The 26,023-nt window shown below is 41.7% G+C and carries 11 protein-coding genes; 5 read left to right on the top strand and 6 right to left on the bottom strand.

Annotated features, from left to right (window positions below; genetic code table 11):
• Positions 1-528 precede the first annotated feature (528 nt).
• The 3 genes from N483_RS05785 to N483_RS05775 are packed head-to-tail and all read left to right on the top strand — an operon-like array spanning position 529 to position 13,477.
• The gene (locus tag N483_RS05785) at positions 529-1,962 is read left to right on the top strand and encodes a hypothetical protein (RefSeq protein WP_155250828.1); all 1,434 of its coding nucleotides are present in this window, start codon (positions 529-531) and stop codon (positions 1,960-1,962) included.
• Entirely contained in the window at positions 1,959-12,998 is an 11,040-nt protein-coding gene (locus tag N483_RS05780; protein ID WP_023402002.1) for a SpvB/TcaC N-terminal domain-containing protein, read from the top strand. Before N483_RS05785 ends, N483_RS05780 begins: the two co-directional genes overlap by 4 nt.
• Positions 12,999-13,000: 2 nt before the next feature.
• On the top strand, positions 13,001-13,477 hold the full coding sequence (locus tag N483_RS05775; protein ID WP_023402003.1) for a hypothetical protein: 477 nt from the start codon (positions 13,001-13,003) through the stop codon (positions 13,475-13,477).
• A 278-nt stretch (positions 13,478-13,755) separates the two neighbouring features.
• Here N483_RS05775 and N483_RS05770 read toward each other — a convergent pair whose 3' ends face one another.
• Together N483_RS05770 and N483_RS05765 are read right to left on the bottom strand one after the other, a co-directional pair.
• Positions 13,756-15,516 carry a hypothetical protein gene (locus tag N483_RS05770; RefSeq protein ID WP_023402004.1) on the bottom strand — a complete coding sequence of 587 codons (1,761 nt, stop codon included), beginning with the start codon at positions 15,514-15,516 and terminating at the stop codon, positions 13,756-13,758.
• 264 nt (positions 15,517-15,780) lie between these two features.
• Positions 15,781-16,887 (bottom strand): FAD-dependent monooxygenase, encoded by a 1,107-nt coding sequence (locus N483_RS05765; protein WP_023402005.1) that lies wholly within the window; start codon positions 16,885-16,887, stop codon positions 15,781-15,783.
• A 100-nt stretch (positions 16,888-16,987) separates the two neighbouring features.
• On the opposite strand from N483_RS05765, the gene N483_RS05760 reads away from it, so the two are divergent.
• The gene (locus N483_RS05760; RefSeq protein ID WP_023402006.1) at positions 16,988-17,875 is read left to right on the top strand and encodes a LysR family transcriptional regulator; all 888 of its coding nucleotides are present in this window, start codon (positions 16,988-16,990) and stop codon (positions 17,873-17,875) included.
• A 62-nt stretch (positions 17,876-17,937) separates the two neighbouring features.
• Here the strand turns inward: N483_RS05760 and N483_RS05755 are convergent, their stop codons facing one another.
• Positions 17,938-18,417 carry a hypothetical protein gene (locus tag N483_RS05755; RefSeq protein WP_023402007.1) on the bottom strand — a complete coding sequence of 160 codons (480 nt, stop codon included), beginning with the start codon at positions 18,415-18,417 and terminating at the stop codon, positions 17,938-17,940.
• A gap of 155 nt (positions 18,418-18,572) precedes the next feature.
• Entirely contained in the window at positions 18,573-19,415 is an 843-nt protein-coding gene (locus N483_RS05750; RefSeq protein ID WP_023402008.1) for a hypothetical protein, read from the bottom strand.
• A gap of 680 nt (positions 19,416-20,095) precedes the next feature.
• On the opposite strand from N483_RS05750, the gene N483_RS05745 reads away from it, so the two are divergent.
• Positions 20,096-21,256: an alpha/beta hydrolase-fold protein gene (locus N483_RS05745; protein ID WP_023402009.1), complete on the top strand. Its 1,161-nt coding sequence runs from the start codon at positions 20,096-20,098 to the stop codon at positions 21,254-21,256.
• Between the two features lie 142 nt (positions 21,257-21,398).
• On the opposite strand, the gene N483_RS05740 is transcribed toward N483_RS05745, so the two are convergent.
• Both N483_RS05740 and N483_RS05735 read right to left on the bottom strand, forming a co-directional pair.
• Positions 21,399-23,363, bottom strand: coding sequence for a tetratricopeptide repeat-containing sensor histidine kinase (locus N483_RS05740; protein WP_172642434.1), 1,965 nt, complete (start codon positions 23,361-23,363; stop codon positions 21,399-21,401).
• 407 nt (positions 23,364-23,770) lie between these two features.
• Entirely contained in the window at positions 23,771-26,005 is a 2,235-nt protein-coding gene (locus N483_RS05735) for a M14 family zinc carboxypeptidase (protein ID WP_023402011.1), read from the bottom strand.
• Positions 26,006-26,023 lie beyond the last annotated feature (18 nt).

Below are 26,023 nucleotides of genomic sequence, written 5' to 3'. Positions count from 1 at the left end.
AAAGCTTTGGTCACTAATTTCTGGGGTTAGAATCGTACTGTCTGAAAGTCTTCTATATTTTAAAAGTAAGACCTAAATTTATAATTTCTGGTTTTTTAATTTTTACTGAAAAGAATTTTTCTAATTCCTTTTTCCTATTTAATAAACTAGCAGTATAGGGCGAAGAGTAGCCATCTAAATGACTTTTACAGCTGTTGAAATTGCTGTTTTTATGTGCTTTTTATGCAAGGTTTAGTAATTAATTTAAATGTATTCAAATTCAACCTTCAACATTAAAAGACCTTTGTCGTGCCGGTTTTATAATCAATATCGATTTTTCTTTTATTATTCTTAAAATGTTTTTTATTTTAATTTTTTATTAAGTCATTATTTATGTTGTGTAACTTGGTTTGTTTTTTAATGAATTTTTACATTATTTAAGTGGCTTTTCTTTTGTTTCTAATGGACGGTGTTATTATTTGCGCCATTTTAACTTTCCTGCTGCTTATTTAATGAGCGAGTGGGTTTTATTTTATAGGGATTTTAAATTTGAAAAGGTTGATACACTTTCCTTTGATTTTTTTCTTATTCCATATGCCATTCAAAAGCTTTTCTCAAGAGTTTGAACAAGCATATGTACCTATCGGTTTAGATGGCATTACATTGATATTACCAATTGATGTTTACCCCTCAAAACCTGTTTATTTCAGCGTTAAAAATACAAGCACTCACGACTTTGTTGCTTGGAGTTCCGAAAGTACCGCCGATTACTATCAAGTTGAAGCCTATATAAACGGAGAGTGGCGTCTAGTTTCTAATAAGGTTGTTGGGACCAGTGCGAGCTTTAAGGTCGATTCTAGTAGAGAGTATCGTATACGCTCTTGCCATAAGTACGGTTGCTCTGAATGGCAATTGAACAATAATAAAGTGAGTGATGAATTAAAAATCAACGCTTTTTATACTGATAAATCCACTTTAAAAAAAGGTGAAAGTACATTATTGAGATGGTCAGTTATGGGGGCTGCGACGGTTGAAATTAGAAGTAGTGAAGGTTATACATTCTCGACTTTGAACCCTGTAAGTGGACGAATTACAATCAGACCTCAACGGTCTAGTACTTTTTATATCACGGCATCGGGTTTTTCAGGAGAGAAAAAAACGCTTAAAGTAAACGTGGCTTTAGAGCATGGTTTAATTCGTCATGATGGACATAAAACAGCGTATACCCAACCTTTATATGAACTTCCTTATGATATAAACCATAAAACGGTTTTGACTGATAACGAAGATATATATTTTGGTACGCATGACGGAAAGTTATTACACTACCGATATAAAAAAGAGGCTGCTGGTAGTGAACAGTGGCAGTTAATTTGGGAGCGCACGTTAAATGGTATAATTAATAACCCGCCAACACTGCATAATCGAGAGTTGTACTATTCGGTCAATATTTTTGGCGGGCGCAGCCAAATTTGCAGCGTAAAATTACAACAGCTACCAACACATAACTGTACTTCTATCAAATACGGGGAAGTATATGCCAGTCCAATCGTAATCGACCCCGACTTTTTGCCCCAATCAAATTTAAGCTGGTTACAGAAAAATGGGATCACACCTATTGATAGCCAAGTTATGCGCGGTATTTACGTTTTTTATCGAGATGGCAAAATCGAAGTGTTATCTCAGCTTTCTAAAAGCACAACTTCTCGCCAATTTACCTTACCTTTTCATCCGGCAAACCCAATTTTGAATACGCCGCAATTGTTAATTGGCGCGCCAAATACAGCAAGTGAAGGAAAGCTGCAATTCACCCTTATTGATGGCGATAGGTTGGTGGGTTTACCCGTGCCAGTTGAATCGCAAGGCAATTCGATAGTTGAGCGTGCACAGCAAATGTTTCGTTTTAGTACTCAATCAGTTGCCAGTGAGTCAAAGGCAGCGCAGGTGCAAAAACTAGATGAAGCATGGAGCGCAGATTTATGATGAGTTTATTTAAAAAGGCCTTAAAAGCGACTGCTTTATTGGCCGCAAGTAGTTATACCCACTTAGCTTTGGCGTCCGAGTGTGGCACTAATGCCAATGCCACAGTTATACAAGAAGGCGACTCTTATTTAATTGAAGAAGTTATTGGTCCTTGGGACTATAGTGGTCGCGACACAGAATACTATGATGGATTTATTGGAGTAAAAGTTAATCAGATTAACAATTATACTCAATATGATGAATGGACAAAGCATGGAGACGATGTTCAGTGTGTGCGCGTCCGTGGGTTAGACAAGGGCACGTACAGTATTACCGCAACTTATGGTGCGATGTCTGAAGACCATGATCCAGTTGATGGCACAACTCATGTGATTGGTGGCGCTCTTGATATTGACAGAACGGTTAAGGTCGTAGCCAAAACAACGCCAGACTTTACTCAAGCCGATGTGAGCCCGCGTGCAGGAGATTTGGCTACGCGAGACCCTGTCACTGTTACTTTCAAGGTGGACGACAGTGGCAAGGATATTGAACACTTCAATATCTATCGCAATAACACGTTGGTAAAGAGCTGTACAACTTCGAGTTCAGGTTCGTTGTCATGTAGTTACACTGATACTAATGCCGCAATTGAGGCGTGTGCCACAGAGTGCAAGGTTACCTGGCACGCAACCGCCTCGGATAAATTTTCTAATTCGGGTCGCAGTTCAGATATTGTTGTCACCTATCCTAGCTTGAACTCTCCACCTGTGATTAAAGAGCTCAGTGCTGATAAGACACATATTCCTTCTGGTGACACGGTTACCCTTAAAGTGCATGTGACCGATGCAGATAATATTGCGTCTCTCCAATTAAGTTCACTGAAGCTTAAAGTGGGTGATGTCAGTAAGAACTTAACGGAGTTTAGTTCGAGTTGTTCTGGTAAAAAAGAAGTGAAATGTAGCATCAAACTGGATATACAAAAAACCACTTCTGTGCAGTTAACAGCAACTGATGGTGCAGGAGCAAGTGATGTTGCTTCGAGAACAATTTATGTTGTTAAAGAGCCTTTAATTAAGAGTTTTACTGCGTCGCCAACTTTAGCGACGACAAATAGCCCTGTATCAATAAGAGCACATGTCATTGACTTTGTCGGTGTAGAAGAATTGTACTTCTGTAAATTTGCCGATACTGTTGGAGGTCAAATTGATCCGCGAAACGGGTGTGGAGAGCTAAATAAAGTTCACACTTGTGAAGTTAATTCACCTCGCCAAACGAACTTTTATTGTGGCTTTGAAGACACCCAATCGGAGTCTGGGCGAGCTTTATATTCCTTATATGTTAAAAACAAACAAGGTCAATCGAATGCCTCGATAAGAAACGTTCTGTTTCAAAGTGTCCTTGGTGTAAAGATCGAAAGTTCAGGGACTCAAAGGATCACCGATGGGGGGACGTTCAGAATTCCTGTGCAGGTTACAACGCCTGCTTCAGGTAAGGCATCTTACAGAGTAGATAGTCTTGAGCTGAGAATTGGCAATAAGGTAGTAAATCCTGCTTCATACACGATATCTCCTACGTTGCCGCAACACTTTTACAATGGTAGTGTGATTTCCTCAGCACAAGGGACTAAACAAAGAGCCATCAATTTCAATATTGCTTGGACGCCAGAGCGAGCGGATTTTGCTGATACAATCCCGCTTACAGTCGTTGCCAAAGATAAAGCAGGGAACGAAGCTTCTGTAACGAGTTGGGGATTTGAAGTTCTCTATCATGCCATACCAAGCACACCGAATGTTGTGATTTCAAACCCTGAAGAGGGACTCTATTCTGCGACAATTACAGACTTTAATCATGCCCACGCATTAGAAGTCTTAGTTAAAATTGGCAACGAGTATATTCAGACTGTACCTAGATGGGTCAGTGTACGGGATAAACTTCAGTACTATTTTGATATACGGACTCAGGCGCATCATCAGAATCAAACTTTGGAAGTTAAAGTCAGAGGTCGACGCAGTTCAAACTATGGTCAATGGGGGGTAGCAACTAAAGCTGGCATAAAACACACTATTCAACCTATGCCAACGTCCTTTACCAACACTGAAGCACAGGTCGGCGGTGACTTTACACTCAATTGGGTCAACCAAAATGATGGCAATACAACTTCTTATAAAGTGCTATCTTGGCCTGGTCTTGCGAGCGATAAGTCAAGCAGTATGGTGACTACTCATATTAGTGGCATTCGCTCACTTTCTTTTGGTATCAGGAACCTCGATATAGGGCTTCGCACTTATGAAATAGTGTCGTGTGACAATGGAAATGTTCGCTGTACAGGTGGGCATCAATTAACTATTGAGCATATACCACCTAGCATCACTGATGTGTCTTTTTCGAAACCGACTCAGGCGGCGAAAAGCACCATGACAATCAGTGGGTTTGGATTACATGGCTCTCAATCGGCCGCAGAAATCAGAGTTAGAAAAACAGGCGAAACGCTATTTTTAAACGCAAGTGCCTTAACATTAGCGAATGGAAAACTCACAGCGCAAGTTGATAGTAAGTTCTATGATGCGCTGAACCAAGGCGGTGTGATTGTCACTGTCAATAATGGGGTGAAACGTGATGGACAACCTGTTTATAGCAGTATCACGGTGGATGACTCTGGTAGCTCAACTGCCGTAAATCTAGATAGACCTTATACCTATAGTAATAATGGTTATCTTTATATCGGTGGTGAAACAGGCCTTAAATCATTCTTTGTCGATATGTCCAAGCACAATAATGGATTGATTGCGACCACACCGTTTGCAAGAGATTTTGCTGTGAAGTCTAAGCCTCTGGTTGAGAGTCAGGACGGACGAGATGCAGTTTATTTTGGTGCACAAAACGAAAACTTTTATAAAGTAGAGCATGTCTTTAGCCAAAATAACATGGTACTTAAGTGGTTTTTTAAAACTGCTGGTGTGGCAGAAGCCCAAGCGCAGTTAGATCAACAAAACAACTTATACCTTGGAACGCTAGGTGGTGCGCTTTATTCAGTCAACCCAGACAATGGCGATGTGCAATGGCACTACAGCTTCCCACACAGTGGCGGTATCACGAAACAACCTCAAGTTTTTGCTCCAAAGTGTGTTGATGGTCAGGGGCAGCAAGTGAGTGCTGAACTATGTGGTTCAAGCACTTCTCAAGACCTCGACTTAGTCCCATCCTTGGTCCGAATTGAAACAGGCGATGGTGAAGTGCATGACATTAGCGACCGTATGATGGGCGCAAATGCATTTAAATGGCACGAAATTGATACGCTTCTCGCTGGCAACTACCAAGATGAACTTGCTAGTTGGGAGCCGACAAAATGGCAACCAAGTCAAGATAATGCAGGGGTCGCCGACGTTGCCAAGGCAATCTTTGTCCTATTGCAAAAAAATCCTTCAAAGGCAGAAATTAGCTTTTTGACGTATTTGCTAGCGCATGGCCATCCTTTTAACGAAGTGGTCAATGCATTAATTAATGCTAATGAAAATCTATTAACTGAACCTGATAAATATGCTGAATTTGTCGAACAATTATTTAAATACCTAGATGGTTCATCATCCCTTGCTGGCAAAACTCAAGCACAGTGGGTAAGTGAACTTGAGGCTGGCACAACCCATGCCGATGTTGCTATTGCGCTATTAAATAGCAGTCGCAGTCAATATACAGATGCCGCGTATAACATACTGTACTACTACTACGACTTCTGTTTGGTAGGAAATAATTGTAGCTATGACGTGGACAGTGATAACGATGGGATCAGCGACTGGGTAGAGATCAACGCGGGCACTTTGGCATCGGATAGCTCAGATATGCTGATGGCTCCTGATTTAACATTAGTGAGTGATAAAGGCGATACGATACTTTCAGCCTCTTCTGATGTCAGAGTAGATAGCTATTATCTAGAATACCGCACAGGTACATCTCCATATCATGAGCTAGCTGTCATTGACGCGAACCAAAATGCTGAGCGTTACTTGACCACATATCGCAACCAATTTGGTGAAGGTATACACTGGTTTAGAGCTAAAGCTTGCTTAACGATTCCAGCAATTGAAGGTAAAGTCGCGCAAGTTAGAGCGTGTTCGGCTAATTTCTCGCAAGAGGTTAACTTAGATTTAGAAGACACGTCAGCTGATGGACCTATCGGTGTGAATTTAGGTGTACGTGCAGCCAGCAAGCCTTCGCTGAGCTCGTTTTTATTGGAAGATAATGCAGCGCAAGGAGCAACGCTTGGTAGCTTTAGAGTCACTGAAGGGGGCGCCGCAAGTTATAATATTCCAATTTCACTTCCGAGCGGAATTGCAGGTGTTACACCAAGTGTAAGCTTATCTTATCACTCACAAAGCCCTGAAAGTGCCTTGGCGCTTGGTTGGAGTGTCAACGCAGCAGGGAGCATTGAACGATGTCGACAAACGGTTGCTCAAGACGGTCAATTTAGACATATTAATTTCGATGAAAATGACCGCTATTGCTTAAATGGCCAACGTTTGATTGAGATTGACGAGCAAGATCAGGGTTACGACGGCCAATATATTGCTGTATATAAAACTGAAATCGATAGCCATATCAGAGTGCTGCGCAGGCAAGGCCAAGATGGTGACTACTTTGAGGTGCTAGGGAAAGATGGCTCGGTAAAAGTGTTTGGTGACACAGTGAATAGCCGTGTTGAGATCACGGATATGAGCGACACCGCTCAAATCACGACTTGGTTATTGCGCAAGGTGACCGACAATATTGGACGCGAAGACAATGCGATCACCTATACCTATAAGCACGTATTTAGTGACGCAAGGCAGTCTCAGCCTGCTTTAGAGGAGATCAACTATAGCGGTAATACTGTAAAGTTTGCGCTGTCTAAAGCACTGAAATCCCGTTCGGTATCAGTGACTGAATACTCAGAAGTATTTGACGATGCACAAATTAATGGTATCTCAATAACTAATCACAATAATGTCCCACTGGGCCGTTACGACTTTGTATTTGACGAAGCGGCAAATAGCATTAGACAGCTTAGAGAAGTTGCGCATTGTATTGAGGCACAAAGCGGCAATGAAGTTTGTAAACAGCCAATCAGGTTTGATTATAATCCGATTGAAACTCAGTTACCTTTCCAAGAATATTATGGCGATGTGTCGAGCACGGGTCACGGCTTGGCGGCAATGACACTTGCTGATCTTCAAGGGGATGGCTCTACTGAAATAATCACACTTGAAAAGTTACATAATAAGAGCTCAAGGGAGTATCGACTGTGTGCGTCTACGAGTGATACGCAAGAGGTCGATTGTATAGATATCAAACGGGGCATCGAACTAAACCCAGAAGACTACCTTGGTCCTGATGGCAACTTAGACATGACCGCGTATGAAACAGACTACCGTCTGGGTGAAGATGACCATGTTTCAATATTAGCAGTGGATGTTGATGGCGATGGTAAACAGGCTATTTGGGTTAACTATATTTCTAAAAAGTCTCTATCGCCAAAAGCGCACTACTGGAGGCAGTTTGAATTTGTAAATGGCCGTTTTAGTGAAGCGACAGATCTACCGCTGCATGACCCTGCTGCGCCAATGTTCGAAATTAAAATGGCGGACTTAGATGGCGATGGTTATGCCGACTTAGTATATAAAACTCATGAAGAAGGTAAAAACCTTCACGCCAGCTTCTGGGATCACAACTTACAAAGCTTCACAAAGGGCTTTGAACTAGATACTGAGTCAGAGAGTAAATGGGGACGTTTCACGCAAAAAGGTACTGACTGGCAGTTGCTAGACATGAACTTTGATGGCTTGGCTGATATTGTCGCGTTAATGTGCCCAACCTTTGGTGATTGTGAAGAAGCCCACGCAAACAGGATCATGGTACATTACAACCAAGGCGTTGCGAGTGCTGCAAATGGCGAGAGAACATTAGCACGGTTCGATAGCAGTGGTATTTCAAATCAAGGTCAGACACTCAACGCGCAGTACATTCAATTTTTAACTCCTGCTGATATTAACAGTGACGGGTTAATTGACATTATTTACATGCGTAAACATGCAAGCCTAGATGAAATCAGTTGGCATGTGTTGCTCAATCGCAGTGGACGTAAATCCTACTTTGATGAAGTTGCTAAGTTTTCAACTGAGCAAAGCGACAGTGATTCAGTATCGGACAAAATTCCACCTATGATCTCTGATGTCGATCGCGATGGGCGGGCAGAGCTATATTTCTGGAATGAAAAGTCGCGTATATGGCGTAAATATGAGTGGCAACCTGATGGACTTCATTTTAGTGATCAAGGCTCAAATGCACTGACTGTCAGCACTTTTAGTATAGACCGAGGAGAGAGCGCCTTTTTAGCTGATGTTGAAGGTGACGCTAAATTGAATTTGGTTTACAGGTCTAAAGGTGCCGTAAGGGTGTACTTCAATTCCGTTAACAAAGCCCATGAAGGCGCGCTTTCGACCATATATCAAGGTGGCAATGAAAAAGGGCAAAATAAAACTCAAATTGAATATCGTTTATTAAATGATACCAGTGCAAGCGGTTTGTTCTCGCAAATTTATCTTGAGGCACAGTCGCCGACAGACCAAGATACTAATTTATTTGCTAATCAAAACTTAAAGGTGTCTGAGTTGATGGGGGCAATGCCACTTGTTAGTAAGGTAACATCTGATAGCCCGGCATTGGCAAGTGAACTCAACGCAACAACCAGCATAGAGTACCAGTACCAAGGCGCTAAAGCGCAGTTTGGTGGACGAGGCATGCTGGGTTTTCAAGCGGTTTCAACAGCCCATGAGAAGGGTGGCAAAACCTTTAAAACAACGACCCGTTACCATCAAGCATTCCCACTTACAGGCATGCCACACTCAACTCATCAGTGGATGGACAATACGCTAGTAAGTGTTGCGATTAATGAGTATGACATTGATTCCAATGACATTGATTCCATTGACGTTGGCGTCGAGCAGGTATACCAAAAAGAAGTAAGAGAATGCCAAGGGCTGTTTAATTCCGCTCTAGAGGCAAGTAAATACAACTGTACTCAAACAATCATAGATCAGGATAAATATGGCAATGTGGATACCCTGTCAGTATCCAACTATACGCTTACTGATGCTACATCGTTTATTGACGGTACGAGTAATGCTTCGCCCCTTAAAGTGGTAAAAACGGTGAACGAATACCCGAGCGACCCGATTGCAAAACGTTTAGGGCGCCTTGCATCAGCAAGTGTGACACATACGCTAAGCAATACAGAGTATTCAACATCGAAAAGTGAGTTTACCTATTACCCTGCAGGTAGTGATTTTGCCTACATGTTACAAGATGAGATTGTTGGTGCAGACCTTGGTTGCGATCTAAAGCTAACTAAATCATATCAATACGACGTATGGGGGAATATCACACAAACGGACGCTAAGACCACAGATTGTGAAAGCGGTAATGAGCTAATTCGCAGCACAGAAACCGTCTATGATAATGGCCGATATGTCGACTATACAAAACAACTGGCAGATGGCGGCAATAAAGTCATTGAAGGTTCGAAAGTGGAATCTCGTAACCGATTCGGTCAACCTTTAACATTGCGCAGTATTGACGGTGCCTTATCTGGTTTAATTTACGACCCATTTGGCCAAGAAATAGGAAGCTATTCGGCAACAGGTGCGCATAAGTATTCGTATACTCAGGCGTGTACTGATTCTTCACAGACATATTGTGCTTATCAGTCAGTGTCAGTTGTCAATGGCGAAAAAATCAAATACGAATTTTTTGACAGATTGGGTAGGTTATACAAAACCCGTACTCGCACAGTGAGTGAGCTTGATAAGGAAAATGCTTGGATAGAGGCACTGACTTTTTACGATAAATATGGTCGAGTTGTTGAAGTTAATGAGCCCGGTAAATTGGGCCGCATAAAGACCAACTATGATGTGTTTGATCGAGTATTGAGTACCGAAGATACAACTTCTGGTTTATCGACGACCCATGAATATGAGAGCTTGAAGCACACTGCAACCGTATCTGGAGAGGGCAAGTCAGGGTTAGATGCGAGTCAAACCACCATTACCTACACAAATGGGTTGGGTGAAACAGTATCCGTTGAAGACAATATAGGAAATACACTTACCTATGTATATAACGCGACTGGCTTGCAAACTGAGGTATATTCTTCAGCTGAATCTGATACTGGTACGCCTTTGATTAAAACGCATTATGATGCGCTGGGTAGAAAGGAGCTTGTCGAGGACGTAAATCGAGGAGATTGGAGCTATAAATACAATGGCTTTGGTGACTTGATTTCGCAAACCGATGCACGAGGTGTTACAACTCAGCTGAGATACGACAGCTTTGGTCGAAAAGTCGAGTCATGGACTGAAGGTGGGGCAGGCGATCACCTTAAAATTGAAGGAAAGAGCGTTTGGCACTACGGAACGTCATCAGATGATCTGCATCGCTTGATTTCTGTACAACAAGGAGCTGGCTGGAAGGAGTTTTATTACTACGATATCTTGGGCCGTAATGTGGCTACATTGACCTCGGTCGAGTCTGATCTTGTGTGTGAAGATAATGTCATTTTTGACCCTAAAGTGGGTGATTTGAGATTAACGTCGGATAGCCCAGCGTCAATGCACGATCCGCTGACAAGTCAGTGTGTTATCAGGCAAACCAGCTTTGACGAATACGGTCGTGTAGCATACCAGTTTGACGACTATAGACGTAAAGAGAACGGTGACTACATTGAAGCCCGAGGCACAATGCAGCGCTACCGTGCTGGCCACGTTTACCAAGTATTAGAAGCGCGTAATATTGCCAACAAGCAGTCTTATTTCTTAGTCGATGCGGTCAATGAAATGGGCCAAGTGACTAAGTACTACAAAGGCACTCAGCAAATGGTGGTCGGTTATGATCACAATGGTATGGTGTCGTCTATAAAGACTGAAGGAAATGCACATATTCAAAATGATGTGTATTCATTTGATGCGCTGGGCAACCTATTGAGCCGCTCACAAAATCTAATGCAAACACGTAATTATGCATATGATAGCCTCAATCGAATAACCCATGTAAACAACGTTAGGTTATTTGATTATGAAGCAGATGGCGCGTTAAAAACGAAAAGTGACTACTACTTTGTAAAGCAGCACCAATGCGATGGCTTAACCGAGGATTTACTGGTCGTTAATCATCAGTGGACTAACGAATACGGTGAAGAGGGGACTCCAAGACATGCCCTGAGCTCTCGCTCTGCGAGTACTTACAACAATGTTGCAAATGAGTGCGTTACTTCCACTTTGCCGACGCCATCAGCTGAGCGATTTGAGTACGATGCCAATGGCAACGAAATTGCGATGTATAAAAATGGTGCATCGTCAGCATATCGAAGTGCCGTATATTCAGGGCGTAACAAAGCGGTTACGCTTACTGGTAATGGTGAAACTGTACACTTTGCGTATGATGTTAATAACTACAGATATAAACGCACAGACGGCACACAAACCATTTATTATGTGGGAGCATTAGAGCTTACAGTGACCGATACTGACAATGAGCAAGCTCATATCAAACGTTATATCGGCAATGATGCGCTACAAAAATACTATGGCACAGATACCAGCTATACTAACTGGTTGTTCACGGATCATCAGGGTTCCATTATTGTTGTCACAGACAATAATTTAAATCTGATCGAACGCTTTGAATATGATGTATGGGGTAAAAAGTCGGTCGTCAAAAAAGAGGAAATAGACAACTGGCAAAAAACCTATTTAAATCAAGACCCCAGTGGTTTATTTACATCACTGCCAAGAAACCTGCGCGGGTATACCGGTCATGAATCAGTATCTCTGTCTGATGATAACCGTATCATTCATATGAATGGACGGATATACGACTCAAGTACAGGGCGATTTATGCAGGCTGATTCTGTAGTGCAAGCACCAAATAATATTCAAAGTTTCAATGCTTACAGCTATGTGCTCAATAATCCGTTAAGTCGCATTGATCCTAGCGGTTATATATCATTAAACCCGTTTAAGCATATAACACGTGCTTTGATTAAAGGTGCGACTAAGATATTTGGAGCTGAGCTTGTTAATATAGTTGGTTCTGCGGTAGCGACCTACATTGGGGGACCTATAGGGGCCGCTGTTTGGAGCTATGAGTTTACCCGAGCAATGGGGGGGTCTTCCTCACAGGCTTTCAAAGCTGGCGCAATATCTGGATTAACCGCAGCTGCTTTTCAGCAAGTTGGCGAGCACTTTAAAGCTGAGTTTGGGATTAAACCTGACTCGAACTTAACTTTTGCTGACTTAGACATTGGTCAGCAGCTACAATGGGCGGGCTCCCATGCGTTAGTTGGCGGTATTTCATCCGTTGCCTCTGGCGGTAAGTTTGGTCATGGCTTTGTCTCGGCAGGATTTACCAAGATGGCTATGGGCAATGCTGGCTTTAACATGGATAACCGGGACTTGGATGCAATAGCTGGTAGGACAACAGTGGCTGCGATTATAGGTGGTACTGCGAGTGTCATGACTGGAGGTAAGTTTGCCAATGGTGCTAAAACTGCTGCTATGATGCATCTAGTGAATGCTGAGGCATCAGCAGAGTTTAGTAGTCTCAATAAAGACCAACGAGAAAAACTAATCGAAGAAGTTAGAGAAGACGCGTTTAAGAAACAGCATGAAATAACCGACTTGTGGGAAGCAGGAGATATTGAGACTTTAAAAATCTTATACCCACATTATGCGAAGTTAAGCGGTAGCAGGCTCAAAATGCAAGTTAGCTCAGATATAAGAGGGTTAAATAGGTACTACTCTTCAACGACTATAAATACTCCAGGGTTTGTTGTTGATAGGGCGGGTATGGCAGCATTGGAGTTTGGTGTTCAGACGTTAGCACAACCAACTACCTTTTTGTCAAATGCACTTGACGCAGTTGTAGGCTTCTTTGCACCAGTCAAAGTCCCCGTTCAACATGAATTTGAATTTAGGGTTGGCAAACCCGTAAGAGTTATATATACGGCAAGAGAGCAGGAGTGGGTATTCTAACTATGAATTTTAAATTTTATTTAATAGTTGTTAGTTTGCTATTTTTATCAGGGTGTAATTCATCAAAAGACTGTGATGCTATATACCTAAAACTATCGACTTTGGATATGAGTTATATGCCAGAGGATAGTATAGAGCCATTTTTTTATGAGATGTTTTCAAAGTATGAAAGACCCATGTTGAGTTTAAAAACTATGCCAAAGAATGAAAGGAAAGCTTATTTGAGCAAATTTGGCATTATCTTGCTCAATGAAGCAATGTTGAATAAAAACCCTACATTAAGGCATGCCAATGTAGAATTTTTATTGGAAAATGGTGCAGGTATTTATCCGACATATCAGGACATGTCAAAAACTGTTGAGAATGCTATAGCTAATGCAGCTTTGCATAATAGAGCTGGCGTTTTGGATATTTTAGAGAAGTATACCGATGAAGCCCATAAGATAGATATTGCAAGGGAGTATATTAGTTGTAAGTAAAATATTTTAGGACAGGCACGCTCCTGCTCCTAAACTGTTTTTAGATTGGATAATCCTACAATCATCTATAAGCCCCAGCACTTGCTGGGGCTTTTTTACTTACTAGATAAACACTACAAATTATTGTTCACAATTGCCTAGCTTAAATTCATAAATGGTTGTTTTATAGCCAGATGTGCCAATTGAGTTATAAACTCTAAATCGACTGATTTCATTACCAAACATTCAGAAAAGTAATCTTGTTTTTAGTAGTGCAATAACAAGTATGGCAACAAAAATTAGTGGAAATTCTCATATAGATAGTCGACTAGCTCGTTCAGTAATCGCGTCGAGATATGACCAAAAGTAAGGCTACTTAGTTGGTTATACATCACTTTTTTAGATGTATACGGTTTGTTTTCCTGATAAGCATTCTGAACGGCTTTAATTGTGCCTAAATCAGTAATATGTGCATCACTTAATATATCGACGATTGCATCAAGCGCCGGGTCACCAGTTTTCCCAGTATCACGGTGTATTGAGGGGGTTATGCCATGCTTCTTCGCATACCAAGCTGTCAAAGCCAGCAAAACTTGGTTTTTACATTCTTTATCAAAAATGAAGTGTAAGTCACCAATATAGCTGAGATATTCGTCTACAGCTTTATTATCAATGGAATTTTCAGTATGGTTAGCAATCTTGTTTAGGTTTTCTTCTTGTATATCCGCTACCATCATTTCATGACGAAATTCCTTTGAGATTTTACGTGCATTTATTGCTGCCTGCTCAATTTCTTTTGTCGCCTTTTTCAACTTTTCGACTAAATAAAGTTTATCTCGACTAAGTGCTGGCAGGTTGAAAACAGCCGTTAGCAAAGATTGCCAATGCTCTAACGATTGCAGCTCTTCACTAACAAGGGGTAGCTGTTTCTCTGCCTCAGCTAATGTCCAAAAGGGTTTTTGCATTTGAATAAGCTGCCCAACTGTATTAGCTCCTTCAGTCAATGTTGGCACGGTAGCTGCTCGTAACAGCTCTTTAAAACTGTCAGGTGGAACAATGTCACTTTCGTGTTTCTGGATAACGATAACTTGCTTAACCCTCAATTTTGCTATGTCATTGACAACTTCATTGAGGTGAGTGGCAGTAGAGCTTAATAAGTGAATCTTACTGCACCCTTCAACGCTTCTTGCACTGTTCTCAGTACCATTGTACCAAATGATATTTTCCTCACAGTGTTGGCGTAGAATAGTAAAATCGCTGGTATTTCTGGGGTGTAAGGCCAATAGCACCACTGATTTCTTTTGATTTGATACATATTGGTGAAGACCTTTTACCAGCCCGGTAAATGCTCTTGCGACCCACCTATAATCACAAGGGTCGCTTTCAAATAACGCATGTAGACCATAAGTTGTCATGAGTTGGCAATTAAGCAGAGATGGTTGTAATAAGTCAACTAGCTTATGCTTGTTACCGGAGCTTAGGCCTTCTCTCTGACTTTGTAGAGGGTTTAGTGTTGAACTAGGTGCTAAGTAGTCTGCTAACAGGGGCAATGGTTTTAAACGTTCAATTTCTTTACCCAAGCTGTCGAAGATACCTCGCTGATCACTATGCCATGCGAACGGGTTCAGGTTTACTGAACCAAGAAACAGATCGGCATTTAATTGCTTGTTGTTTTGAGCATTAATGGATTTTATTGCCAACCCCATTTCCCTGCAATTGTCACGCTTTATATCGGCGGCACAAAATACAAAAAAGCGTTGTTTAGTCACTAATTTTTCTTCAGTATTGACTATTTGTTCACTAGGTACATTCAGTTTTTTAAGCTTGGCAATACTGTCTTCATTACATTCTTTGGATAAATCTGTCCTGCGCCCAAATTTATCCTGTGAAGGATCAAATGTAAGAAATTTAACCTGCATGCTTAATTCTTGGTTTAGATAACGCCCAAGTCTGGCAGCAGAGGCTTCATTTCCCGTGCCACCTCCATTGGCAACAATGATATACGCGGTTATTTCGTTACTTTTTAATAACTCTTTCAGTTTGTGAGATAGTGATGGCATGACATTTCATCTTTTCGTTGCGATTAAAATGCCAATCTATCAAGGCTGCTTTGAGTAAACTCTTGGTAATTTACTAAGTTAGTTGAACAAACACGGCACAGGCACAAATTTAATTGAGAATTTAATCACATTGTTGAATCTCTGGTTTTTATGAAGTCCAGTTAGTTTCGTCCTGACAGATGTTACTTAGTGCTCATTTATTACCAGACTGCCCTTATACAAGCGCTATACCCTATATAGCGCTTGGTTTAAGCATGACACCGCTTAGGTATTTTCTAATCCTCGCATCCAAAGTGTACTTAATTGTGTTGCATCCATCTTAACGGGCTGCTGTGGCTGGTTTGAAAAAAATTGCTCGGCCAGCTGCCTACCAATATGCTGTGCTGTTGTGGTCTTTTCGATTCTAGCGTCATAAAAAGTACTCAGTGCGTGTTGAATCTCGGTGTGAGATTTGAGTTGCTGAGTAAGGTGCCAGGCGTCTTCTAGCGCTTGACAGGCCCCTTGCCCAGAAGTAGGAAGCGATGCGTGCGCGGCGTCACCGATGAGTACTAATTTATCCCGATGCCAGTATGGAAGCGGATCGAGGTCATGAACAAATATTCTTTTTACTGAGCCCTTATTATACGTGCGCAAAACGGTTGTTATGGCCGATGGCCAAAGTTTGAAGTGACGCTGGGCATCAGCAAGGTAAGCTTCAGTGGAGCGAGTGTTATCAAGTGTACACCCCCAAGCTGCAGCCCAATAGCACAAGTCATCGTTCACTGGAACAATACCAAAACGCAAGCCTGATGTTCGATATTCTTTAATGGTGCTAGCATGCAGACATTGCGGGCGTGGGCTTATGCCAATCACATTAATAAAGCCTCGAAAAGAAGGGGAGAACTTATCGCCAAACAAGGCCGCACGGATACTTGAATTCATCCTCCCATCGGCACCAATAATGAGATCAAACTTATTAGCGAGTAGCGATATATCTGCGTCATCTATTTGGGTATTAAAGTGACAAGGGATATCTAGTTTTTGTACACACTGATACAAGATTTTCATCAGGTCTTTGCGTAAAATAGAAACACTGTCATACCCACAACTTTGATTGAGTTGAGCAATATCTAGTTGTGCTAGGGTATGGCCTTGCTGATTTAGCTGTTGGACAAATCTAGGCAGGTTACCTCGTTGCCGAATTTGCTGAGTTAAGCCCATTTTATTTAATACAAACATGGCATTGGGCCATAACGTGACACCAGCACCAAGTTCAGAGATTTGACCTCTCTTTTCGAAAATCTCGACACTATACCCGTGTTGCGTCGCCAAAATCGACATGGCCAAGCCCGCAACGCCCGCACCAACAATCGCAATTTTTTTTCCGTGCATTTACTTTATCTCCAAAAGAATCTCTTTGGATTTTGACAAAACAAATCGGTGGGATAAATTAGGGTATATTGTTTTTATAATCCCATAAAATGAGTTAATTGTGCTGGATAGAGTCGAACTAAAATGGTTACTAAGCTTTGAAGCGGTATTTTTACAGTCGAGTTTCAAGCTGGCGTCAGAGCAGTTAGCGCTACCGACATCCAATGTGAGCAGGCATGTGGCGCTGTTGGAGCTGCAACTCAATGTACGTTTGTTTGAGCGAACGACACGAAAAATGACCGCTACCGATGCAGGTCATAAGCTATATCGGTCAGTAAGCCCGCTACTAGAGTCTTTGCAGGCGTCATTGGAAGCCGTGTCTCAGCAGGGAAGTAATTTATCTGGTCACTTAAAAATAATGACGCCAGATTTGCCATTTATGGCTGAAGTTCTTGCCAATTTTAGCGTTCAATATCCCTTGATTCAGCTAAGTTGCGACACCCAGTTGGCACCTAAAGAAGGCCTGTTAGATGGCTTTGATCTTGTCTTGAGCTTTAGCCGCGGTGCTTTAGAGGACTCAGGGTGGGTGGCTAGGGAGTTGGTGTGTTGGCGCAGCTGCATTGTGGCCGCTCCAAGCTTGCTCAACAGGCACTGCAAACCAAACACGTTGGATGAACTGGCTGCTTTACCTTGTATCACAACGTTATCGGTTTTACAGGGGGCGCCTTGGCGCTTCAAACAGGATTATCTATTAAAAGTGAAATCGAGCTACAAGGTAAATAGTGGAAATATGGCAAAAGCGGCTGCGCTAAAAGGACTTGGTTTCTCAATTTTGCCTTACCATGCCTGTCAAAGTGAGATAGCACGAGGCGAGCTGGTAGAGATAGCGTTAGACCGTGAACCTGAAGATCTCGTTTTGAACGCGTTTTATTCTGGTCGTAAGTATCCTTTGGAAAAGGTCAAAGTGTTTTTAGCACACCTTCAAGCTGAATTAAAATCTCTTGTGTAGCTGATTTGTAATAGGGGCCGAAATACAAGCCCCTGTATTAGGTTATAGCCTAACCAAATAGGTTATGGCTCATAACCACAACGGAATACGCGTGTTACACGTTGCTCTGTACGGCAGTTAGTTTCAACTGTACGAGTACGTTCTTCTGTACGCGTGTTTTCTGAGATTTTATTTACCCAACCAGTGTACTGAGCTGTGGCGATTGATTGATAGCCTGAGCTATTTTTATACCAGTAAGTTGTTGATTCACTTCTGAACTCAGTAGATGGACAGCTTGATTGCGCATGCTTTGTGTCCCATATTACTTTGGTGCGTGGTAAGTAAGAAGTAGGCTGATGCCACAAGTGGCCCAGATTCAAAATCCCGTGGTATCGGCAATCTTTAAATGTCACAGTGTAGGTTTCTTGTGATGTGTCACAAACGCGAACATTGCGTACAACTTCTTCCCAATAACCTTGACCACCAGGACAGTTTGGACGCGCGTTGGCTGACGCACTTGTAAACGCGATAGCTGCAACAGCTAATGCTAAGATTGATTTCATGTTTTTTCCTTAAGTTTTTTTATTGTTATCAGAAATAGTTTCTGATTTATTGTTAGACCCGTTTTGTGTACTAAACAAAGCAACACAGCACGGAGCCTGAACCTGTTGTGATTCAGTGTGTTAATTAAAATTGAGCACAAGCTGCAATATAGGTGTTACATGTTGAGCTTTTTTAGCTGTGCTTCAGTAAACAAAGACTTAATTTCTGAGAGTACGTCATTGTTAACCTGTATATTGTCCATACCATAGGGACTACCCATACTCCCAAGTTCCACTTTGTTCTTTGAATAAAGCGCTTTAGACAGCCGCGCTACCTCTTGCTGTTGAAAATCATCTAGGTCGATGCCCACCAAAGCTTGGCGTAGTGAAAGTTGCTTTTGTTCGAGCTGAATCTCAGCTTGTTGCTGTTCTATGCGGGTATAATTTTCAATCTGCTCTGACGTTAAGATACTATGTAGGGCGTGAATGTACTCTTGGGTATTGTTATCAAGCTTAGCCGCTATCTGCTCTTGGGCTTGGAGAGGCTCAGCAGCACTCGCGTTCCAAGCAAGGTAATCTTGCGTTGCTTTTTGTTGTAGTAGTTGCTGAAGTGCGTCTCGCGAAGCATCGTCTAAGTTGAGCTGTGTTGCGATATGCCTTGATGTTGGTAAAACAGTTTGATTGGCTATCGCACTGATGACGGCTTCATCTTGTATTTTTTGCGACGGTACTGTTGGTTCAGATATTTGAGGAGTTTCATCAGTATAATCTAACGACTGGGAAGCGACCTGATTATCATTTTGAGTGCCAATAGCAGTTGGCGGAGCACTTTCAAGCGCTTGAATTTTTGCATTCAAGATCTGGTTTTCTTTTTTTAGCTCAACAATTTTTAAATCTAGGCTTGGATCATAAGCTATAGCGCTAGGCGATTCGTTTTGTATGGGCGAGGGTTGCAGCATGGATAAGCAGATACATCCAACGACCGCGCCACCGATAAAATATAGTGCTCTTTCTTTCATATTGATAACTCTTTCTTTATGTTTGCTTAGTGCAATGAGTTAACGACACGAAAAACGCATATTTGATGGCCGTACTCATTTGCTGCATTTGTTATTATAAAAGTCAAAAGTTTCTAAATTGACAAGAGTGGTTATATTGTTGTTGAACTGGTAACAACTTGAAAGCTGTAAGATATTCCATTTGAGCATTTTTAGAACTGTGTTATAGGCATTTCCGAGTGATGTCAGAACCCCATGATGTTTATAGTATCTTGCTGATGTCTTTATAAGAATTGGAATTGTTGTCATGTAATACTGGTGGCATGTTTGTATAAATCAGGTGGCAATGAAATATGACTCAGGAAGTTGTTTTTACTGTTGGGCGACGTAAATAAGACAAGTGAAAGCCCTTTAGCAAAGAATGAGTTGGCCGCCACTAGGGTTTTCTATTAATTTAGCATTGCGCAGCGCCAACTTTAGGTCGCACTTAATTGTAAAATGTTGGGAGAGTGGGAAGAGTGCTTATTAAAAAGGAATTAAATCGGTTTTTGTGGTCTTTTCGCTAATTTAATTAAGTAGTAAAATCCCTGAAGTTTTGAAGTGAATAAAACTCTATTCTCAGCACTGTTCAACTCAGTTAATATGAGAATAGGACATGCTCTAAGTATTATAACAATGATAAAAACAATTAAGGAATACACATGCTTCATAGGTACATGCTAGGGATATTATTAACTTTGTTATTTGGTTTTGGTTCTGCGTTCGCTCATGAGCAACATCAACAAAGCAAAACGATTAACTCCAAGCTGCTCAATGAGCAACGGACTGTGACGATTCAACTACCTAACTCATACTTTAATAACACTGCTCAAAAATATCCGGTGATTTATCGCCTTGATGGCAAAGAGAGCATAGCAATTGAATCTGCAATGTTGAACAAGTTACACCAATCTGGATCTGCACCAGAGGTGATCATAGTCGCAATTGAAAATACCGATAGAACAAGGGATTTAACGCCTACAGTTAATTACGATCCGAGGGGGCCGGTTGGCGCGGGTGGCGGTGGAGACAAGTTTTTAGACTTTATTGAAAAAGAACTCATCCCTTACGTCAATCAGTCTTATCGTGTCCATGACTTCAAGGTGTTTTCAGGGGCTTCAATTGGTGGCTTGCTCGTTTTGCATAGCTTTCACTCTAGACCTCATCTTTTTCAAGGGCATATAGCTTATAGTCCAGCTGTATGGTGGGCAGATGAGACAACCAAGAAAAAAGTGAAGCAGTTTGTGTCATCAGTATCATCGTACAAAAATTATCTATACATGAATATTGGCTCTGAGCATCTATCCATGCGCAGAGTTTATGACGATTTATCTACCCATGTACAAAAGAACAAACCTTCAGATTTACAGCTCGTATTGAATACCTTTAATGACGTTCCACATGCTATGACCTCTGCTGCTGGCGTATTCAATGCGTACCATACACTCTTTTTACCGTTAGTCATGCCAAACGAAGCACTAGAAAATGGTGTAAGCAGTATCAAAGAGTATTATCAAAATGTCGCTTTTCAACGCGGTGAGCAGATACAGCCTCAAGAGTGGGTACTACGTGAACTGGCCTATGGTTTAGTTGATAAGCAGGCGTTTAAAACTGCGATTGAAATATTTAAGTACAACATCGCTTTATACCCGAAAAATGCTGAAGCATATAATGGTTTGGCATATGGCTATGAACAAGCAAAGCAATTTTCCAATGCGCTAGAGCAAGTCAACATTGCTTTGCAGCTTGCAAACGAAGGAGACAGTGGGTTGGATGTTTATAAAAATCGGCAAGCGCGTTTAAAGTCACTGTTGCAGTTGTAGTATGCTAGCGCCTCAGCCTGCATTAGTGCGCAGCCTCTACATCCATGCAGAGTGAGGCTCAGTCGATTCTGGCAGTGCTAGCGTACCAATTTGATATGAGGTAATGGAGGTTGGTTTAAGAGACCTGCCTCCAACACTACAGTCATAGCAATTTTTTAGGGAAGCGCACTATAAACTTCGCACCACTTGATTGATGTTCATAGCTTATCTCACCTTTTAATATTTGAACGACTGAGTTGTATGCAATATTTAAGCCTAGCCCTAGTTTCCCTTGGCCCAATTGACTGGTGTAAAAAGGGTCAAACATATGCAGCTGATCTTCTTCGTTGATCCCTATGCCATTGTCTTGGTAGATTATTACCACGTGTTCATCCACTTCCTCAACATCTATGCTAATTTCCCCAGGTGATTGACCTGTAAAACCATGTGCGCAGGAGTTGTTAACCAATTGAGCTACAACTTTTAGTACAATTTCAGGGTGAGAATGGGCATGTACCGGATTGCCAATTACGGATAGATTGATGTCCTGTTCAAAGCTTTGGGCAAGTAATTCACATCGTTCTGTAAGGTATGCAAAAACTTCAAAATCAACGGCTTCACTGGAGTCTAGATTGGCAGCTATCATTTTAAATCGCGCAATCAAATCGGCTGCGCGGGTGGAGTTGTTTGCCGTCATTGCAAGCATCTCTGACGCTTCTTCTAAAAACACGGTTAGCTGACTAGCACTGAGCTTTTTAACCGTGAGTAACTCGCGTATTTCTTTGAGTTTGTCTTCAAGGCATGATGCAGAGGTGACGACTAAGCCCAACGGAGTATTTAGTTGATGAGCCATGCCTGAAACTAACGTTGTCATGGCTGACATCTTTTCGGACTCTAACAATTGTTTTTGTGTAGCTTGGAGGTTTTCTAGCGTTTCGGTGAGAGTTTGATTCTTTGACTTGATCCTGCGAACAAAAAATACGGTGAGTAGCGTAATGATGGCTGCGGCTATCAAAACAACGGTGAGTTGCTCTCTCGCTGCTTGTGTATTTACTCGATGCAAAACGTTTTCTTGTGTTAGCTTGGCAATATCTCGCTCTTTAATTGCTAGATTCATTTGCGCTGAATAAAAGGCAACGCCTATTTCGGCTTGTCCCTGTAAATAGTCAAACTTGCTTTGCATCAAGTGTTTTGAAGTTTCAAGAGCATTTTTCCAATCTTGGATCTGTTTAAAATACTCTACTAACAATTGATATGCTTGAGTTTCCTCTTGAAGTCGAGAGTGCTCGTTGCTCAACTCAATTATTTTCCTAAGCTGAGACTCAACCCCACTATATGACTTTTGCATTATGTTGATTTTAATTGCGTCAATTTGCGGTCCGATACTGTCGGCAATCGCGTTACTTTGTTGGCGAATGCTAGTTGCTGCTGCTAAATGTTGCTTTGCCAATTCGAGCTCTTCAAGCGCAAGGTAGGTTCTACCTAAATTATGGTGAGACCAAGAACTATGGTAAGTCAGGTTATGTTGTTCTCTGAGATTTAAACTTTCCAAATGCAGCTCTAAGGCTTTTTGGTATTGCTCCAAACCAAAATAAGCTTCGCCTAGATTATTTAATCCGACGCCCATTTGTTGGGGGAGCTCTCTTGCTTTTGCATCTTGATAAAAACGCTGAAAGTAGGTTTTGGCATCTTCAAATCGACCGAGTTTAAGATAAACATTGCCGATATTGTTCTCGGTTTGACGCAAGAACAACTCAGTATCCATCAAGGCGGCTAATTTATAGCTTTCAAGATAACTTTCCAGTGCTCTCTCATATAACCCCATACGAGTTAACGCACCGGCAGTTAGGCTGTGGTAGCTAAATAGGATCGTAGGGTCGGAAACTTCAATGCTCATTTTTTTACACTGCGACAGAGTTGAGATAGCGCCGTGAATATCGTCAGTTTGAATCTGAAACCAAGCCTTACCGTACAGCAAACGTATTTGTTGTCGAGTGGTGAGTTTTCCACGGTGCCTGATCAGAAGTTCTTCAGTAGTAATGATCGCTTGAAAAGGCGATTGCGAAGATGCATTGCGTATTTCAGCCCTGAGCTGCTCAAATTCATCTTCGTCGAAAGGTACTGCCAAGGCGGCTGTGCTAAAAAACAGGAATACCAAAATTGTACAACGTAACAACATCAACGCCGTCTCTCTTTAAACTGCTAAAAAAATAAGCATAGCAGTAAATTGGATATACGCATCGGTAAAGGTAAGTAAAAGCATCTAAAGATAATGAATTATAATTTTATTAATATATTCTTTTTTTTACGATAGGGTAAGGTGATTATTATTTATTTAGTTTTTTTTGAATTTAATTGAGTTCTTGGTTTGGTGGGGGTCTTGTTGTTTGAGTGATTTTTAAATTGTATTTTATTTTAATAATTTAAGTTGGCTTTTGTTGTGGGTGGATAATGTGTTTTTTAATTTTAATAATTCGGGTTAAGTGCTAATAATAAAGTTAGGCAGCACAGGCTAATATGCTGCCTAGGTTTACTTTATTTAACCGTAATGGTTTCAATAACCTGGCTATACTCATCATGGTTATCTAGTACAACAACACTAACGATATATTCACCAGGGGCAGGGAAGGTTCGTGTGACCTTTACGTCACCATCTGCAAATCCATCATCCGAGCCAATACGCCACAAACGCCTAACTATTTGGCCATCAGCATCAGTTGAACCTGAAGAGTCAAATTCGCAGGTCAGGCCATTACACTGATAGGTTAACTTGGCAATAGGTGGGACTGTGCCTTGTAACTCCATTACTACCTCCTTATTTGCGCGCACTCCGTTGGCATCTTCAATCTCCAATGCGATTGTGTAGGTTCCCGCTCGTTGATTAACGAACTCTATTTGCTTACCAAAGTACTCAAACTGAGTTGCATCATTGCTTATGTACCAGCGGTACTTTAAGCCTGCTTTGTCATCTATGCTGTTGGAGGCGTCAAATTTACATGCACCAAATGTGCAATTAGGTGTGAAGTTTGCGATGGGCGCTTGGTTTTGCTCACTTGCATCATCATCAATGGTTAAGTACTTGGCATATTTCACGCCCCATTGTCCCGTAGTATCTTGCGCTTTAATAATGACTGTGTAGCGGCCATCATCCCAATCGCTTGTGTCTAGGGCATAGTTAATTTTTTCTCGTGGGGAATCATATATGCCATCAACGGGTGGGAGTATGAGGCGTTGGATCCGGCCCTCTCCTTGTTTTCTGACTGTCATTCTAACTTTTTTGATAGCCTGACTCGGTGGTGCAACACCAGACAAGGATGGACCAAATGCATCATCATGTACGTCGGCAATAAGGTTTATCGAAGTCCCCGCAGGTACAGCTGTTTCCCCAGCGCCTTCTAACCTAAAATCCACAATTTTTGGGCCACCGGAGAGCTTATAGGGCTTTTTCGCTACTTTCGCAGCATAAATGAGTGCTTGAAGATTATTAGGTAAAATTTCGCCTTCGAAATTTGAGCAGTTCTCGAAGAAGGTCGATCCGAGTTCAAACGTATAAGCTGCTACACCTAGCTCTCCATACGCGTAGCCTTCAGCGGAGCCACCGCCATTAAATTGCTCACTTACTTGCAGCGCGAGATAATCGTTATAGGCAGCCATTCTATGACCTAGCATAGATAAACCAGCTGCATTTGGTGGTGGCGTTGTTTCGTGTGACCAAGGCCACATAACAAAACGACTGTAGCTGTGAATATCAATAAATACGCCCGGTGTATCTAATGGCGCAGCATCGTTGAGCGCATCACCTCGGTTGTCACCAAACAATGCTTTGACATAAGCTTGAATAGCTTGTGTTTCTGGTTCAGAAGCGGGGGAGGGGCCATGGAATTTGCTTGCACATTGTTCATCAGTTGAACCTGAAGTGGTTGCCCAAGCAAAGTCAAAATTTCGATTTAGATCAACACCTCGGTTTTGCTCGCTTTGCGCACAATAGCTCGCGTTGGTGTTCTTACGCCAAAACAGCCCTTGCTCGGCATATTTACGTCCATCAGGGTTGGCAATCAGAAGAATATGGATCTCTCTTTGGTTTAAAATCCAGTGAATATCAGCGTCTGTTTTTCTGTTTTCTAACAGGTGCTCTGCGAGGCGCAGAGTAGTTGCTCCGGGGGTATATTCTCTGGCATGCAGTACACTTTGCATAAACAGAGCCGGAAGTTGTTTATTTTTATTGCGTTTTTTGTTTTTCAACACCAAGACGTTTAAGTCGTAGCCGCCTATGCCTTGGCTTTTTTCCCAAGATGGGCCTATGGTTTTTAGCTCAACAAAATCTGGGTATTTTTCGGCGAGCTGTTGGGCTCGTTTATGTGTTTCTTCTACGGTTGGGTAACAGGGAAAATTAGGAATTGAAGTCAATTCTTCAGCGCCTGATGAAGGCGTTATGGACATACTTTTTTTTGTTTTTGGAAGAGCAGGAGCGGCGAAAGACTCTGCCACATTTTGCTCGACAATAATGACTCCAGTCTGAAGTATAGTTCTATATTCCGCCTTGCTTAATGATAGTTTAAATGCATTGTGGGATGCATCAATTATTTGTTCATGGTATAGCCCTGAATAATGGGCCTTTTGCTCTGGGCTATCAAAGTAAAGTAAATAGTTTGATTGGTTTGTTTGCAGATTTAACGCTTGTTCTGGTGTTTTTTGGTTGTGAGTGTAAGCACTTGTAGTAACCATGCTGAGTGCTGATAAAACACCTGCCTTTATTATATTTTTATTCATTTAATGTCCTTTTATAAT

This window comes from Pseudoalteromonas luteoviolacea NCIMB 1944, from assembly GCF_001625565.1.
Taxonomy (GTDB): Bacteria; Pseudomonadota; Gammaproteobacteria; order Enterobacterales; family Alteromonadaceae; genus Pseudoalteromonas; species Pseudoalteromonas luteoviolacea_F.
Note: the sequence above shows the minus strand (reverse complement) of the source record. Positions and strands in the feature narration are given on the sequence as shown.